Genomic DNA, 16,668 nt, shown 5'->3' on the forward strand with positions numbered 1-16,668 from the left:
TGCGGATGGAAACCGCGAAACTTTACGCCAAAGTGGAGTTCGTCCGGGAAAATAACAAAATTGTTGGGTATGTCATTTCGGCTGTACATATTGTTGTTTCCGGTACTGCTATTGTCGGCGGCGCTTTAATGATTTCAACAATGACGCCTCTTGGTATGCTGGCTGGAGCAATACTTGTAATGGACGGCGTTAATGGTTTATCAAAAGAAATCATCCCTCGCCTGTATGGCGAACAATACCAAACCGAGGGTTTTTTTGCTGATGGAGTCGTGGAGGCTGCTCAATTTATGGGGTTTAAGCCAGAATCCGGCCTTGCTTTTTATAACGCAGTTACATTAAGTGCAGGTGTTTACAGCATCTTCGGGCTGGCAAGAAAACCAGAAGCCTGGCGATTATTCAAATGGTTGCCACGGGATTACTACCGAAAGGTAGATACTATGAGTCGGCCAAAACTAACAATGAAAATAGTGGGCTACGGTATCAAAGCAAAAGTAGTTTTCGACTTACTGGCTACAGACAACAATGCCAGTTAATTTATATTTCCTCTCCAATACCGCCATGACTTATAAGAAAGGACTGGCGGTTGGATGAAAGTGACGATCACTACAGCGATCAGAAGAGATAATCCCCCACCTACTACGGTTTGTTTCGATGAAAATAACATGAGGAAGATAAAAACCATCAGACAAGCTGATGTAACCCAAAGAACAACCCTAAATCTATTTGCCAAATCTTGAATGGCTTCCCCAAGGGTTCCACCATAGCTTTCCACGTTATTTTTAATCTTTTGTAGTTCAGCATTTGTAAATCCTGATTTTAAAAGCTTTTCTTCGTTAACGTTCATAATTTTTTAATCCTTAAAGACATGTAATGATCTGTATGGGGTATCCGGCGCCGCACTCACATCAACATTATCAAGCGCAATACGATATGCCTTTCACAACTTCAACTCAGCGGCCTTTTTCTTTTTTCGACAAAACTCACAGGGTCAGAAAACGCCTTACTTCATCGCTCAGTGACAGCAGGAAGGCATCGCGTTCAGGATGCGGGTCATTAACATGCGGAGGCAGTTCGTTCATGAAGGTAAAGTGGCCAGCATCTTCAACTACCCGCATCTCCACCTGCGTTTGAGCACCAAGCGTTTCCTTGAGAAATGCAGCTTGTGCCGGAGGTGTGAGCAGATCCTTTCCGCCCGCCCAAATCTGGATTGGCACCTTTACGGATACCAGTGAGCCTGAACGTCTGAAAAAATCGGTGGGAGGAGTGAAAAGCACCAGTCGGCCCAGAACTTTTTTTCCTCTGAATACCAGTTGCTCCCCTGTCAAAGTCGATGCCTCGGCCCCGACATGCATCAGCAAAATCACCGTTCCAATTGAATGTCCGACGCCTGCGATTGACATATTCTGTGGACAATATTCATCCACAGCAAGAGCCAGCCTGTGGCTACGCTCGAGTAATTCTGATTTTGTTGGGATAGCAGATTCCAACCTAGCGAAATGCGGTGCAACAACAGAAATCCCATGCCTGGCAAAGGTCTGCAAAAGACCCAAGTGCCGTGATGGATCGCCTCCAAATCCTGCAGCAAAAAGAATACATCGGGTAGCTGATTCGGCTTGTAGCACGGTCACTTCAAATACGCTGTTGCCACTTGTGAGCAAAATTTTTTTTTGTTCAAAGCTATTTCCCACTAAAATTGCTCCGCATAAAAATTAGAATTTATATATTGCATGATAGCGTGATTACTATTTTACCAAGATGTTCCGTTTCATAGTTAATCAGGCGCTACAGTGCCTAAATACGAGATACTTGGGCTAGCATCAGCTGATATTGCAACATTCTCACGCCCTTGTTCAGGAAGTTTAAAACACCAGGATCGGTAGGAGAAAGATACCCAGTGGGCACCGAGATATATTTTCCCGCTGTTGACCATTTCGACATTTTTTGGCCCCAAATATAACTAAATTCCGCAGTATCACAGATAATATTAGCCCAAGGGTCACATACTATCCCATAACTGGTGTCATATGACTCACCGCCATCAGGCTTTATATACCGTACTATGACCCAAGTATGACCGAATGGATTCGGGTTTATAAGACCCACCTGCAGTACCTCCAGACGTTTTTCGTTATCGAGAATAGAATGCCCCTCAGTGATAATGAAGCGAAATGCACTTGCAGCAAGTTCATCACAATTTCCCGCGAATTCATTGCCATTGCCAATTTTATTCTGATTATGTGCATAATCTGCCAGTTGCCCCGAGTTCAAGCCGCATTTTTCCTGAGCGACCCGAAGGTCCCGCAGGGCCACGTCTCGGCATAAATCTATAAGACCAGAACGAGAATAGTTGTCCACCACATTGGGAGCCTCCTTGTCTAAGTAAATTTTGTTTGGTGATTTTAACGGATAACAGCGACGGCTGTACTCCAACGCTCCCCGAGCAAGTTCTTTTATTGAGTGATCTGTAGCAAATCGTTTTGGGTTACCTAAAAACTTATCCGACTCACCAGGAAGGCCACTTAAATAATGATGAGAGGGATCTGCATACTCTTCGTGAGGACGTGCCTCGGGCTTGCCAGACCTGTAAGGATGACTGCCAGGTTTTTTTTTGTCTGTTTTGGAATTTTGTTCATCATATTTCGGCATAAATACCTCACATTAAGATTAATGTTGTCCCGGATATTTTTATAAAGATCGCGCGATCAGGCGTTAATTACTTTTCCGGTAAGCGTCAACTCTTTTGGCCCGCATTGTCGCTTTGAATTTTTGGTAACATACTGTTTTTATTTATTAAATAATCTAACAATATATTTGACCCGAAAAGTATCCAAACGTCTGCATGGCGTTGGTGCATGGATAGTGTCTCATTGCAGTGTCCTCCTTGAGTACATCCATGCAGGACAATAGGCTACGGCAGGGAGCTAATTTTATTATCATTTATCATGAGTAAAAAAATGAAATGCGAGCCTTTACACTTAAGGTAGAAAAATATCCGTTTTCCAAGGCGCCCCCAAAGGGGGGCCCTGATGATATGAATAAGCGAGTGAGTGAACTGGGTGATAACCACTGTCATGATGAAGAGTAGATGTCGTATTTTTGCAGCTTCCTGCTGCCGGGCAATCCAGTGACTTAGCCACTGCTGCCCGCCCTAAATAGCGACGGGTGCGGTAAAATCTAGAGCTTATTCGCTCTGGGCGGTACGCTGTCCAATTGCTCGATACTGCCATCCTCATTCAGTTGCTCCATATGAATATCGAACCCCCATAGGCGATGAATATGTTTCATCACTTGTTGGCGGCTTTTATCCAGTGGTGCGCGGTCATGGGGAATGTAGCGCAGGGTTAAGGAGCGGTCACCGCGCAGATCCACGTTCCAGACCTGAATGTTTGGCTCATGATTGCTCAGATTATATTGAGCTGATAACTCATTGCGGATGGCACGGTAGCCCTCTTCATTGTGAATAGTGGAAATCTCCAGATAATTATGTTTATCATCATCCAGCACAGTGAAGAGACGGAAGTCACGCATCACTTTTGGTGATAAGAACTGGCTGATAAAGCTCTCATCCTTAAAGTCGCGCATCGCAAAATGCAGGGTGTCTAACCAATCTTTGCCCGCGATATCCGGGAACCAGTAGTAGTCCTCCTCGGTAGGCGATTGGCAGATGCGCTTAATATCCTGAAACATGGCAAAACCCAGTGCGTAGGGGTTAATTCCGTTGTAATAAGGGCTGTTATAGGGCGGTTGGTAGACAACATTGGTATGGCTGTGTAAAAACTCCATCATAAATCGATCAGTGACCTGACCTTCATCGTACAGATGGTTAAGAATGGTGTAGTGCCAGAATGTCGCCCAGCCTTCGTTCATCACCTGAGTCTGTTTTTGTGGGTAAAAATACTGGCTGACTTTACGCACTATGCGCAGCACTTCCCGCTGCCATGACTCCAGCAGTGGGGCATTTTTCTCCATAAAATAGAGCAAGTTTTCCTGCGGTTCACTAGGGTAGCGGTGAGCCTGCGCCTGAACTTCGCCCCGATCCTTGCGTGGCAATGTTTTCCACAATGAGTTGACCTGGCTTTGCAGATACTCTTCGCGACTTTTCTGGCGGGCGGTCTCTTCAACCAGCGAGATTTTTTGTGGGCGTTTATAGCGATCTACCCCGTAATTCATCAGCGCATGGCAAGAGTCGAGTAGCCGCTCGACCTCTTCCACGCCGTAGCGCTCCTCGCATTCACTGATGTAATGACGTGCAAACAGCAGATAATCCACAATCGAGCTGGCATCTGTCCAGGCGCGGAACAGATAGTTATTTTTGAAGAAAGAGTTATGCCCATAGCAGGCGTGAGCCATCACCAGCGCCTGCATGGTAATGGTGTTCTCTTCCATTAAATAAGCGATACAAGGGTTGGAGTTAATCACGATCTCGTAGGCCAGACCTTGCTGACCATGCTTATATTTTTGCTCGGTTTCGATAAATTTCTTACCGAAAGACCAGTGGGTATAGTTAATGGGCATACCAATACTTGAATAGGCATCCATCATCTGTTCTGAGGTGATAACCTCGATTTGATGGGGGTAAGTATCAAGCCGGTAATGTTTTGCTACCCGGTCTATCTGGTCCAGATAGACCTGCAACAATTCAAATGTCCAGTCCGGGCCGTCAGTCAGGCGCTTATCTTGCGCGGTCTGTTTCGGTGTTGAAGTTGTCATTAGCGCATCCTCACGGTTTTATAACCCTGCAAAATACCGGTCACTTCAATAATCCTAGCTTAATATGAACAAATTGAGGCATGGCAAGACCTTATGTCAACCTAGATTATTATTAACCCTAAGAATGCACAAAGTTAAACAGACTATCATTGGATTATTATTCTGCTTGTAAGCTGAATTTACAGAATATAAAACCAGTAAACATGGCATATACAATATGCTAATTATTCATGCTGTTAATAGGGATAAATAAGCTATTTTTTAGCCTTTCTGGCGTATAACCACATAAAAATAGAATCTTATCGCTATTTCGCACAGGCTATTGAACTCAAAAGTGATTACAGCGTAAATTAATTGTGAATTAAGTCACAGTCTATAATTAATATGTTGGCTAGTTTTTTCTGCTAGGTTAATTTTCTGTCAACGGAATATTATGCTTTTGGTGTGGTTTGGGAGAGTGATATGCGCATTGTCATTTTAGGAAGTGGCGTTGTGGGTGTAACCAGTGCCTGGTATCTCGCGAAAGAGGGTCATGATGTCACCGTGATTGATCGCCAGGAAGGGCCAGCGCAGGAGACCAGTGCGGGCAATGCGGGGCAGATATCACCGGGATATGCTGCCCCTTGGGCCGCGCCAGGCGTGCCGCTTAAGGCGATAAAATGGATGTTCCAACGCCATGCACCGCTGGCGATCCACCTTGATGGCAGTAGTTTCCAGCTGCGCTGGATGTGGCAGATGCTGAGAAACTGCGACACCTCTCACTACATGATCAATAAAAGCCGCATGGTGCGGTTAGCAGAATATAGCCGTGATTGCTTAAAAGATCTGCGGGAAGAGACCGGCATTCAGTATGAGGGGCGGCAGGGGGGCACTTTGCAACTGTTCCGAACCGAGCAGCAGTTTGATAACGCCGCCAAGGATATCGCGGTATTGGACGATGCCGGCGTGCCTTATTCGCTGTTAACCGCAGATCAACTGGCAACGGTAGAACCCGCATTGGTGAAAGTGGCGCATAAACTCACCGGCGGGTTACGTTTGCCAAATGATGAAACTGGCGACTGTAAGCTGTTTACCGAACGTTTAGCCAAGATGGCTGAACAGGCGGGGGTTAAATTTCTCTTTAATCGCCCGGTAGATAAACTACTGGTGGATGGCGATCAAATCGCTGGTGTGTTGTGTGGCGACGATATTATTAAAGCTGATGCCTATGTGGTGGCATTTGGCGCCTACTCTACGGCACTACTGGCGGGGCTGGTCTCCATTCCGGTCTATCCGCTAAAAGGCTATTCACTGACTATTCCCATTACCGATCCCGCCTCGGCCCCGGTTTCTACCGTGTTGGATGAGACCTACAAAATTGCGATTACCCGTTTTGATGATCGCATTCGGGTGGGGGGGATGGCTGAAATTGTTGGCTTTAATACTCAACTGGCACCAGCGCGGCGTGAAACTCTGGAGATGGTGGTCAGGGATCTCTATCCCCATGGCGGCAATATCAGTCAGGCCAGCTTCTGGACGGGTTTGCGCCCGATGACGCCCGATGGCACGCCGATTATTGGCCGTACCTCGCTGAAGAATCTCTATCTGAACACCGGCCATGGCACCTTGGGCTGGACCATGGCGTGCGGCTCAGGCCAACTATTGGCTGATATTATTGATGGCCGCCGTCCTGCTATATTGGCTGATGACTTGGCGGTCGCGCGTTATAGTGCGGGCTTTCGGCCGCTGAATTTCTCGCCGTTGCACGATGTGCATCCGGTTCGTTAGCAAATATTTATCTATTAATCATCACCGCCATGCAGAGAGATGCTGCTGAGCGGTGAGTCATTGAATACAGTTCTGGAAGGAATAAGCATGCCTCGCCCGATAGCCGCTACGCTTCATCTGTCCACTTTGCGCCACAATTTGAGTCTTATTCGCCGCCACGCAGGCACCGCGAAGATTTGGTCGGTGGTGAAAGCCAATGCCTATGGCCATGGTTTGGCGCGCATCTGGCAGGGGCTAGCTGCCACCGATGGCTTTGCGCTACTGGATTTGAATGAAGCCATCTTATTGCGCGAACAGGGCTGGCAAGGGCCAATTTTACTGCTTGAGGGCTTCTTCCAGCCGCAAGATCTGGCGCTGTTGGATCACTATCGGCTGACCACCACGGTGCACAGTGACTGGCAACTCGAGGCCATCAACGCCGCGCGTTTATCCGCACCGCTGAATATCTATTTAAAACTCAATAGCGGCATGAATCGTTTAGGTTTTCCGGTCGGGCAGGCAGATGCGGTATGGCAATGGGCAAATAGCCTGAGCAATGTTGCTGAGGTGACGTTAATGAGCCACTTCGCCAATGCAGATAATCATATTGGTACGCATGAGCAATTTTCGCGCATTCAACAGGCCAGCGGGCATATTTCGGCGACCCGCTGCTTTGCCAACTCGGCGGCTATCCTACGAAATCCTGAGACCCACTACGATTGGGTGCGCCCTGGGATTATTCTCTACGGAGCATCTCCCAGCGGGGATATTGCCGATATTGCAGAAATTGGCTTGCGTCCGGTGATGCATTTGCACAGTGAGATTATCGCGGTTCAGGCGCTATCCGCCGGACATCAGGTGGGTTATGGCAGCCGCTACCGTGCCAGTGGCTCGCAGCGGATTGGTGTGGTGGCCTGTGGCTATGCCGATGGCTACCCGCGATTAGCCCCCAGTGGCACACCAATCAGGGTGGATGGCATTTTGACCCAGACGGTGGGGGCGATTTCGATGGATATGCTCACGGTGGATTTAACACCCTGCCCGCAGGCGCAGGTGGGCAGTCGAGTTGAGATTTGGGGCGAAAACCTGCCGATCGATAATGTGGCCGCAGCGGCAGGCACGGTAGGCTATGAGTTGATGTGTGCATTGGCGGCCAGAGTGCCGGTGAGTGTTTGCCCTTGAGACCATAGCCGTCATGGCCCGCGGTTGAAACGCCGCGGGCCGAGGTTAACCGGCGGCCTCTACCATCAGACCCAACCACAAGGGAGTGCCAGCCGTGTTATGCCGCTGAGCCACCAAACTCCAGGTAAATGTCCGCCAGATTCTTGTACTGATTGAAACGATTTTCGTTCAGTGCCAGCTCCTCCTGACGGCGTTTTTCCTGTGAGTTCAGCCAGTCGGTGATGGTGACCGCGCCCTGCCGGTAGCGGATAGCGTTCAACTGTTCCGACTTGCGCGCCAACGTCAAGGCTGCCCGCAGATGCGTTTCCTGTGCCATCAGCTGTGCGCGCAGCGACAACGCGTCGTTGACGTCGGCCATCGCCTTGTACAGCGCCTGTTTGAATTCCAGTCTCTGTCGCTCATAGTCGTTGCGGGCGATCTTAATATCCACGTTCATCTGCCGCCATTCGAGGAACGGCAGTGTCAGGCTAGCGCCAACGCTACCCACCGGGTTGCTCAGAAATTCCAGCAACGCGGCGCTGCTAGTACCCAGCGAGCCCGTCAGGCTGAATGCCGGGTAATATTGAGTGCGTTTCACGTCGACATTGGCCAATGTTTCGCGCAGCCGCAGCTCTTTGGCGCTGATGTCCGGTCGGCGGCTCAATACGCAGGCCGGAATGTCGGTGTTAATCTGCGGTAATGGGGCTACCGGCAAGTGTATGGGTTCGACCACGGCGGTGCCCGGCGGTGCGCCCAGCAGAGTTGCCTGTTCATTCAGCGCTTGCTGGCGTTCATACCGTAATGTCAGTAGATGACCCTCCTGCGTCAGCAGATATTGTCCGGCATCCACCATGTCCAGCGCCGATGTGCTGCCAGCGTGATAGCGGGCAGTGGCCAGTCGCAGCGTCTCTTTGGCGTAGGCGATGCTCTCCCGGCTGATGCCGATTTGCTGATTGAGGAAGCCTATATGCCAGTAGTTCGTGCTGGCGTCGGCCAACAGCGTCAGGCGGGTTGTTTGCAGATCCTGCTCCGTCGCCTGACGGGCCCATTCCGCCGCGTCGCGCTGCCTCGCCAGCTTGCCCCACAAGTCAACGTCATAACTGGTGTTGAGGCTGACATTGCTGCTTTTGTTCCATGGCGATGCGTCAGGCAGTGATGTGTTGGCTTTGATGCCCAGCGAGGCATCAGCAGCGGGGGCGGCATTGATGTCGACTTGCTCCGCCTTGAGCCGCGCGTCATACAGTCGCAGCGCAGCCACGGCCAGATCGTTGTTATTGGCCATCACCTGCTGCAGCCAGCGTTCGAGGTTCGGATCGTGGAAATCGCGCCAGTCGAACGGCGGCGGCGCGGCGGCCTCGGTTTCATGCTGCCAGTGGGCCGGGTAGTTGACCTGCGGCGTCAGATACTCGCTTTTCAGCTGGTTACCGCAGCCGGTGCTGAGCAGGGCGGCGAGGTATAAAGTCAAAGGGGATAAAATTTTCATGGGTTACTCGCTGGCCAATGAGACGATCGGATCCATCCTTGCTGCCTTACGTGCGGGGAGATAACCAAAAATCATGCCGATTAATGTTGAACAGAAAAACGCCGCCGCCGCAGCCTGCCAGGAATAGATGGCGGTGAGCATGCCGCCTGCCAAAGCGGTGAACAGCGAACCGGCGGCGAACGACAATGCGATGCCCAATGCGCCGCCGATCAGACACACCAGCACAGCTTCGATCATGAACTGCTGCATGATGTCGCGGCGCCGCGCACCGACCGCCATGCGCACGCCTATCTCATGAGTGCGTTCGGTCACTGAGACCAGCATGATATTCATTACGCCCAGACTGCCGATTACCAGCGAGATAGACGCCACCATCAGGATCAGCAGGCTGAGGGTCATCGAGGTGCGCTCGATGGATTTTCGATACTGATCACGGTTGAATAGCCTGAAATCCTTCACGCCGTGGCGCTGGGTCAGTAGTTGGGTTATGGCGCTGACAGCCGACTCGTTGGTGACGTTATCCCTCAGCCGCACGCTGATGCTGCTAAGCATCAGTTTGCCCACCATGCGGTACATTACCGTGCTGTAGGGCATCCACACATTGATGCTATTTGGCTCATAGTTGATGTTGCTCTTTGCGATGCCGATCACCCGCACTGGCACTGCGCCGAGAAACACTATCTGGCCGAGCGGGTTCACGCCGACGTCATCAAACAGAGCCTGACGAGCGATGTCGTCGATGATCACCTCCTGCAGTGCATTACGGTCGTCACGAAAGTTTGAGCCCTGCAGGATAGTGATGCCGTTGACGCGAAAATGGTCGAGTCCAACGCCGCGGATCGAGGCGGTGGCGGATTTGTGGCGAAAGCGGATACTGTCTGAAGTGCGAACCTCGGGGCTGACGCTATCGACAAAGTGTTGTTTCGCCAGCGCCTCGGCGTCCGACGGCACCAGGGTACGGATGCTGTCAGTGCCGTTATCGAAGAAGTCGCGCCCCGGATAAATGTTAACCATGTTGGTGCCCAGTCCTTTGATCTCTTCCAGCGTGCGCTGTTTGGCGCCTTCGCCCAGCGCCACCACCATCACCACTGCAGCGATGCCGAAGATAATGCCGGTCATGGTCAGTGTGGTACGCAGGCGGTGGGCGTTCATCGCTTTCAGCGCCATGTGCAACGATTCGCGGGTGCGGTCAAACAGGTTTTGCCAACCGCTTTGCCAGCTGCGATTCGGCGTCAGCAGTGACGGCGAACTGACCGATTTGCGGCCGCTGTCCGCCACGATCTCGCCGTCCTTCAGCTCAATAACACGCTGGGCGTACTGCGCCACCGTCATGTCATGGGTGACGATCACTATGGTGTGGCCGCTCAGGTTCAGCTCATTGAGGATCGCCAGCACTTCCTGGCCGGATTGGGAGTCCAGTGCGCCAGTCGGTTCGTCCGCCAGAATAATCTCGCCGCCGTTGATAAGCGAGCGAGCGATACTGACGCGCTGCTGCTGACCGCCGGAAAGCTGGCCGGGTTTGTGATCCTCTCGGCCTTCCAGACCCAGTCGTGCCAGTAACTGCGTGGCCCGTTGACGTCGCTGTTCGCGGCAGCTGTTGGCGTAAATCGCCGGGATTTCGACATTACTCAGCGCGCTGAGATCAGGCATCAGATGATAGCGCTGGAAAATGAAGCCAATATGCTCGCGGCGTAATCTGGCAAGTTCATCCGGCGACAAGTGAGCGGCATTTTGGCCACCGATGTAATAGTCGCCGCGGTCCGGCACGTCGAGGCAACCCATGATATTCATTAGCGTTGACTTGCCGGAACCGGAAGCGCCGATGATAGCCACCCATTCACCGGCGGCAATGGTCAGGTTGATGTTCTTCAGCACCGTCAATGCCTGATCGCCGTGGGTATAAGTGCGGCTGATGCCCTTTAGCTCAATGATATTGTTCACAGGAATATGCCATCCTCAGCCGATTTGGCGCTGGGCTGTGACAGCACCACACGTTCACCGACTTTCAGCCCGCTGAGGATTTGGATGTCGAGGTTATCGGTGATGCCAGTTTTCACCTCGCGCATTTCCAACTGACCACTTTGGGTCAGCACCCGCACTTGCTGTTTTTTTCCTTCGGTTTTCTGCACCGCCTGGATCGGCACCAACAGGGTGTTTTTGGCGTTCTCACGTAACAGCGAAACCTGTGAGGTCATGCCGATACGTAGGCTGTTTTCCGGGTTGGGCACGTCCAGCAGCGCGTTGTAGTACACAGAGGCATTTTTTGAAGTGTCGGAGTCGGTAGCGGAGCTGCTGCTGGCACCGGGCGCATCGTCTTTCATCACCGATTCCGGCGCCAGCTCGATGGTACGCAAGGTGGCATAGTAGCGCCGATCCGGCTCAGAGAAAATGGAGAAGTAGGCCTTCTGGCCTGCGAAAATATGGGTGATGTCGGCCTCGGATATCTGCGCTTTGATGGTCATCACGTCCAACCGCGCTAGCTTGATGATGGTCGGCGCACTCTGGCTGGAATTTACCGTTTGGCCTTGCTGCGTGACCACGGCGATGACGATGCCGTCCATCGGTGCCAACACCTGGGTGTAGCTCAAATCGACTTTTTTCTTTTCGACGTCTACCTGCATCTGCACCAGCTTGGCGTTAAGCGACAAAAGCTCGGCACGGGTGGTGGCAAGTTGCTCTTCGGCTTTTTCGAAGTCTTCACGGGAGCTGGCCTCGTCGTTCAACATGCGGCGTTGGCGCTTGAAGTGCGATTCGGCCTGCTTTAGCTGCGCTTGTTTAGCCTGCCGGTCAGCTTTGACGATGTTGAGTGCCGCTTCGGCGGTGCGCAGCTCGTTGCGCTGCGGCAGAGAGTCGATATCGGCGACCAGTTGCCCTTTGGTGATCCGGTCGCCCAGTTTTACCTTCAGTGATTTGACCTGACCGGACACCTGTGCACCAACGTTGACGCGTTCGAACGCGTCAAGGCGGCCGGTGGCCAGGACGGCATTCTCAATATCGCCCAGCCGCACGGGTGCGGTAACGTAAGCGGGCGGCGGCGGGCGTTGCCAATAGATCACCAGCGCAACGGCGCTAACGATGAATACGGCGGCGATAAGTGTCAGGCGGTGAGCAGTGAGTTTCATTAGCAGAGTGTCCGGTGTTTTCATAGCGATAAAAGCGGCCATCCCAATGATCCATCATGGCGGTGTTAGTGTTAACGGGGAGTAAACGCCCGGCATATTCCCGCTGGAAACACGATTATTGTTGTCACGTAGTTTGATAAAGAGGGGGAGCTTGGTTGCGCTGGATGCAAAACAGATAACAAAAATTAAGGAATTTAAGATGTGATGATGGTGAGTCGTCACCCCCAGAATGTTGAGGATGACGACAATCGCCTTAGGGCGGCGGCTAGTTTATTTTTTGCAAGGTGCCGCGAACATGTTTACTGGCGCGGCGCGCCTGCCATGCCAGTAAGCAGCCCGCCAGCATCACGATGGCGAGCGACAACTTAGGCTCAATCGGTAAGGCCATAGCCAACAGGCCCAGCCCAGCACCACCGGCCATCTGAACAAAGCCCACCAACGCGGAGGCGACACCTGCTTCATTGGCGTAAGGTTCCAGCGCATAGCTGGTGGCCGGCCCCATCATAAAGGCTAAACCGGCACAGGCGCTGGCGACAGGTAACATATAGACCAGCCAATGGTTTTGTGTTTCCGCCGCTAACTGCGTTAGGCCAAACAGTAGCCCCAGAGCGCCCAACGCCATCAGCCAGCTACCGACCATTAAGCAGGTCGGGCGGCCCACTTTTTGGATAATCCGATTGGCAAAAAAGCTGACGGCCATGATCCAAAAGCCATTGGCGCCGAAAACCAGCGAGAATTGCAGCGGGCTAAGCCCCGCGCCCACCATCAATACATTGGGGGCCAGCGAGACATAGGTTAACGCCATGCCCATCGCCCCCGCATTCACCAGTGAAAATTTCAGAAAACGCTCATCACGCAAAATGCGCAGATAATTTTTGATTGGCAAGCCGTTTGAGGGCTGGGTATCCACCGGGCGAGTTTCTGGTAGAAAACAGATGATGAGGATTAAGACCAGTAAGCCGTACAGCGCCAGGAACCAGAAGGGGGCGCGCCAGCCAAAAGCTTCCGCCAGTAATCCACCCAGTAGTGGTGCCAACGCGGGGACGATATTTAATGTCCCATTAAGGAAACCAAAGGCACGGGCGGCTTCATTGCCGTTGAGGCGGTCACGCACGCCACTGAATGCCACCACCGCCGTACAGCAAACCGCCACACCTTGTAACAGACGGGAGCTGACGAACATCAGCGGGCTGACCGCTAGCGCGGCCATAGCCGCACCCAGCATGTAGAGGATGATGCCGATGATGGCGATCGGTTTGCGGCCATATTTATCAACCAATGGCCCGGCAATGAGCTGACCCAAACCCAGCACCAATATGAACAGGGCAATGGTGGATTGGATCAGTGACTCGCTACTCTGCAGCCCTTTGGCAATCGCCGGGATGGTCGGTAAGTAGAGGTCGATACCTAAGGGGCCAAGTAAAATCAGGCTTAACAGCAGGAAAAGAAATTTTTGCATAACAATAAAACAACATCCAGAGAACAAAGGCCGCAAGGATAAATAATTTGCTGGCAAATGAGAAGATTGGGTATGACCCACTTAATAGCGGTGACAACGTCACTTTTCGGGGTGCTTAGTGCCGTGAATAGAGTACTACAACTAATAATTTATCTCTTGTTATTCATCAGTTAACTTATGATGTGATTAACTGATTAGTGCGATTAACTAATAGTGCGATGTTCTAACCAGTGCTCCAACTTGATGGCGGGCAGTGCCTCAGAGAAGAGAAAGCCCTGACCAATCTGATAACCTTGCCGGCTCAATAAGGTGCGCTGGGCTTCATTTTCCACCCCTTCGACAATCACCGACAGCTGTAGGCTCTCGCCAATGCGTATCACCGCCTCACTGAGGGTGCGGCTGGTTTCGTCATATTCAAGATCATGGACAAAACTCTTATCCAGCTTTATTTCATCCAGATCCAAACGGCGCAGGTAACTCAGGCTGGAGTAGCCGGTGCCGAAATCATCCATCGATAACCGCACGCCCAGGCGATGAATTTTCTCTATGGTGGCGAAAATGGCCGGATTATTCTCGATCAAAATATCTTCGGTGATCTCCAACGTCAGATCCTGTGGCGGCAAGTGGTAATGCTGCAAGATATGGAGGATCATCTCCGGCAGACCCGGATTATGAAAGTTGGTGGGGGATAAATTGACTGAAACAGAGGGGATGTCAATCCCGCGCAAGCGCCAGTCGGCTAACTGTTGGCAGGCGGTCTCAATTGCCCACAGCGCCAGTTCGTTAATCAGGCCACACTCTTCGGCGATAGGAATAAAGCGCTGCGGGGGGATACTGCCCAGTATCGGGTGGTTCCAGCGGCTAAGGGCCTCCACCCCATACAGATGCCCATCTTTCAACATCACTTGTGGCTGATAAAATAGCTCAAGGGAGCCGATATGAAAGGCGTGGCGCAGGGCATCTTCCATATCTTGCCGTTGCTGATTGAGATTATTCATCTCGGCGCTAAAGAAATTAAAATGCCCGCGCCCCATATTTTTGGCCTTATGCATGGCGATGTCAGCATGGTTCATCAGCGTATCCATATCCAGACCATTTTCTGGATATAAGCTGATCCCGATACTGGCTGAGGGAATAATATTGACGCTGGCTATCTGGCAAGGTTGAGACAGCTGGCTGAGAATTTTCTCAACTTTTAGGGTGGCTTGCTGCATGGTGCAGGGGGCCAAAATAATAATATATTCATCACCGGACAGGCGGCCAATAATGTCACTTTTGGTCAGGTCGTTGCGCAGACGCTGGGCGATTAAGGCGAGCAGTTCATCGCCAGCCCCTTGACCGAGTGAGTCATTCACTTGCTTGAAACGATCCAGATTAATCACTAATACCGCCAGTGTGTGACCCATTTCAGTGGCTATGGCGATGGCTTGTTTGGCATAAACCTGAAACTGGCTGCGATTTGGCAGCCCGGTCAGTGAATCATAAAAGGCTAAATGCTGAATTTGCTTACGTGATTGCTCGCGTTCCATCGCCAGAGAGCACAAGTTGGCAATGAGCTTTACCAACTGACAGTGGAACTCACTGGGGCCACGTACCTCTTTGTAGTAAAAAGCAAAGGTGCCCAGAATCTCAGCCTGGCTGGATAGGATGGGGGTTGACCAACATGCCCGCAACCCATGGGGCAGGATGAGATGGCGATAGTTCTCCCATAGCGGATCAGTTGTAATATCTTGTACTTCCACTGCCAGTTTACGAAATGCCGCCGTCCCGCATGAACCCGCTATCGGGCCGATGGGCACGCAGGAGAGTGCGGCGGTGTAAATCAGGGGCAGGCTAGGGGCGGCGAGGTGGCTAAGGTAATTTTGTCCGCTGGCTTGTAAAATGCTGGCGGTCACTTCGGGAGCAATGCGCTCAACTTCATGGCACAGTAAGGACATCACCTCTTCGAGGGGGCGCTCCCGGACCAGGGCTTCCAGCACCCGATATTGCAGCACTTCATACATTTTGGTCAGGGTGATATCAGTGAGTACACCGATGCTAAAATTCGGTTTTCCCTGTTCATCCACCAGTGAGTTGATGACGGCGGAACACCAGTGGGGTTGGCGATCTTTGCCATAGAAAAGTTCTTGAGGCAGCAGTTGTTGACGGGCATTGGGTGAAGTGGCATCCATCATTGCCAGCTGCACATGGTGTTCGCTTTGCAGCAAATCAACCATATTTTGCCCCATCGCCTGTTCTGGTGTGTAACCGAAAAGCTTAGTAAATCCTTGATTAATATAGATCGCCTCTTGCCCATTATCACTGTTCGCCGTGATAAACATGGCGCTGTCACTGCGATCCGTTAACTGGGTTAACAGTTGCACCCACTCCTGAGTGGCATCTTGCTGCTCAATTAAAAAAGTGATGTCTTTGGCGATTTTCACCATGTGAGTCACCGGGCCGTCAGGGCCAGGGACCGGCTGATAAATAGCCGCTAACCAGACAGTTGAACCATCTTTGTGCAATCGCTTAAAGCTGCCTTCCAGTGACTCCCCCGCCAGTAAGCACTTTTTAATCTTCTGATACTCTTCGCAGGTGGCGTAGTCTGAGTGGCAAAACATTAAATGATGTTGACCAATGACCTCCTCACGTTGATAGCCAAAATAATCAAGGTAGTTTTGATTAACCGCAATAATATGGCCGGAAAGATCAAATTCAATAATAGCTAATGAGCTATCCAGCGCGGTTAATAACGCACTATTTTCATTGTATTCAGACTGCGTGGCTTCTTGCAATGCTGCTGTTTTTTTAGCCTTCATGGAAAATTCCTATGCAAAATAAGCGCTTGGCAGTCTATTACTTCAATAAAATCACCTTGATAGCCATGGAATAACACCATTCTTTAATAAATAACATAGGATAAATGACAAATGTTTAGCGAAAATTAATGATAAAAGTATTAAAGATGAAAATATTAAAGATACGACAGTCTTAATTATTCTCACCCT

Annotated in this window: 12 protein-coding genes; 3 read left to right on the plus strand and 9 right to left on the minus strand. The window is 51.1% G+C overall.

The features are described from left to right. Positions 1-533: DUF4225 domain-containing protein (locus tag AACW11_RS04785; protein WP_249192890.1), on the plus strand; the 533-nt coding region annotated here is incomplete at its 5' end. Here AACW11_RS04785 and AACW11_RS04790 read toward each other — a convergent pair. The 4 genes from AACW11_RS04790 to AACW11_RS04805 form a co-directional block, all read right to left on the minus strand. Next, the gene (locus AACW11_RS04790; protein WP_212586177.1) at positions 530-844 is read right to left on the minus strand and encodes a hypothetical protein; all 315 of its coding nucleotides are present in this window, start codon (positions 842-844) and stop codon (positions 530-532) included. The genes AACW11_RS04785 and AACW11_RS04790 overlap by 4 nt on opposite strands. Positions 845-980: 136 nt before the next feature. After that, complete coding sequence (locus AACW11_RS04795) at positions 981-1,688, minus strand: alpha/beta hydrolase (protein ID WP_212586178.1); 708 nt, start codon at positions 1,686-1,688, stop codon at positions 981-983. Between the two features lie 103 nt (positions 1,689-1,791). Further along, entirely contained in the window at positions 1,792-2,646 is an 855-nt protein-coding gene (locus AACW11_RS04800; RefSeq protein WP_212586179.1) for a hypothetical protein, read from the minus strand. 528 nt (positions 2,647-3,174) lie between these two features. After that, entirely contained in the window at positions 3,175-4,710 is a 1,536-nt protein-coding gene (locus AACW11_RS04805; protein WP_212586180.1) for a SpoVR family protein, read from the minus strand. A 462-nt stretch (positions 4,711-5,172) separates the two neighbouring features. Between AACW11_RS04805 and AACW11_RS04810 the strand changes: the two genes are divergently transcribed. Beyond that, the gene (locus AACW11_RS04810) at positions 5,173-6,477 is read left to right on the plus strand and encodes a D-amino acid dehydrogenase (protein WP_212586181.1); all 1,305 of its coding nucleotides are present in this window, start codon (positions 5,173-5,175) and stop codon (positions 6,475-6,477) included. 87 nt (positions 6,478-6,564) lie between these two features. Then, positions 6,565-7,638, plus strand: coding sequence for a catabolic alanine racemase DadX (gene dadX, locus AACW11_RS04815; protein ID WP_212586182.1), 1,074 nt, complete (start codon positions 6,565-6,567; stop codon positions 7,636-7,638). Between the two features lie 97 nt (positions 7,639-7,735). Here the strand turns inward: dadX and AACW11_RS04820 are convergent, their stop codons facing one another. From AACW11_RS04820 to AACW11_RS04840, 5 genes are all read right to left on the minus strand, one after another. Further along, positions 7,736-9,100 carry a TolC family protein gene (locus AACW11_RS04820; RefSeq protein ID WP_212586183.1) on the minus strand — a complete coding sequence of 455 codons (1,365 nt, stop codon included), beginning with the start codon at positions 9,098-9,100 and terminating at the stop codon, positions 7,736-7,738. 3 nt (positions 9,101-9,103) lie between these two features. Continuing rightward, on the minus strand, positions 9,104-11,041 hold the full coding sequence (locus AACW11_RS04825) for a MacB family efflux pump subunit (protein ID WP_212586184.1): 1,938 nt from the start codon (positions 11,039-11,041) through the stop codon (positions 9,104-9,106). Continuing rightward, on the minus strand, positions 11,038-12,222 hold the full coding sequence (locus AACW11_RS04830) for an efflux RND transporter periplasmic adaptor subunit (protein WP_212586231.1): 1,185 nt from the start codon (positions 12,220-12,222) through the stop codon (positions 11,038-11,040). Before AACW11_RS04830 ends, AACW11_RS04825 begins: the two co-directional genes overlap by 4 nt. Before the next feature lie 265 nt (positions 12,223-12,487). Next, entirely contained in the window at positions 12,488-13,681 is a 1,194-nt protein-coding gene (locus AACW11_RS04835) for a multidrug effflux MFS transporter (protein ID WP_212586185.1), read from the minus strand. A 203-nt stretch (positions 13,682-13,884) separates the two neighbouring features. Then, positions 13,885-16,479: a sensor domain-containing protein gene (locus AACW11_RS04840; protein ID WP_212586186.1), complete on the minus strand. Its 2,595-nt coding sequence runs from the start codon at positions 16,477-16,479 to the stop codon at positions 13,885-13,887. Positions 16,480-16,668: the final 189 nt, after the last annotated feature.

The sequence above is a fragment of the Yersinia sp. Marseille-Q3913 genome, assembly GCF_963892745.1.
In the GTDB taxonomy this organism is placed as follows: domain Bacteria; phylum Pseudomonadota; class Gammaproteobacteria; order Enterobacterales; family Enterobacteriaceae; genus Yersinia; species Yersinia bercovieri.

What these genes read in the sequence shown, in the direction of transcription:
- AACW11_RS04790 (WP_212586177.1), bottom strand. Translation starts at nt 844, where the DNA reads ATGAACGTTAACGAAGAAAAGCTTTTAAAATCAGGATTTACAAATGCT.
- AACW11_RS04800 (WP_212586179.1), bottom strand. Translation starts at nt 2,646, where the DNA reads ATGCCGAAATATGATGAACAAAATTCCAAAACAGACAAAAAAAAACCT.
- AACW11_RS04805 (WP_212586180.1), bottom strand. Translation starts at nt 4,710, where the DNA reads ATGACAACTTCAACACCGAAACAGACCGCGCAAGATAAGCGCCTGACT.
- AACW11_RS04810 (WP_212586181.1), top strand. Translation starts at nt 5,173, where the DNA reads ATGCGCATTGTCATTTTAGGAAGTGGCGTTGTGGGTGTAACCAGTGCC.
- dadX (WP_212586182.1), top strand. Translation starts at nt 6,565, where the DNA reads ATGCCTCGCCCGATAGCCGCTACGCTTCATCTGTCCACTTTGCGCCAC.
- AACW11_RS04820 (WP_212586183.1), bottom strand. Translation starts at nt 9,100, where the DNA reads ATGAAAATTTTATCCCCTTTGACTTTATACCTCGCCGCCCTGCTCAGC.
- AACW11_RS04830 (WP_212586231.1), bottom strand. Translation starts at nt 12,222, where the DNA reads ATGAAACTCACTGCTCACCGCCTGACACTTATCGCCGCCGTATTCATC.
- AACW11_RS04835 (WP_212586185.1), bottom strand. Translation starts at nt 13,681, where the DNA reads ATGCAAAAATTTCTTTTCCTGCTGTTAAGCCTGATTTTACTTGGCCCC.
- AACW11_RS04840 (WP_212586186.1), bottom strand. Translation starts at nt 16,479, where the DNA reads ATGAAGGCTAAAAAAACAGCAGCATTGCAAGAAGCCACGCAGTCTGAA.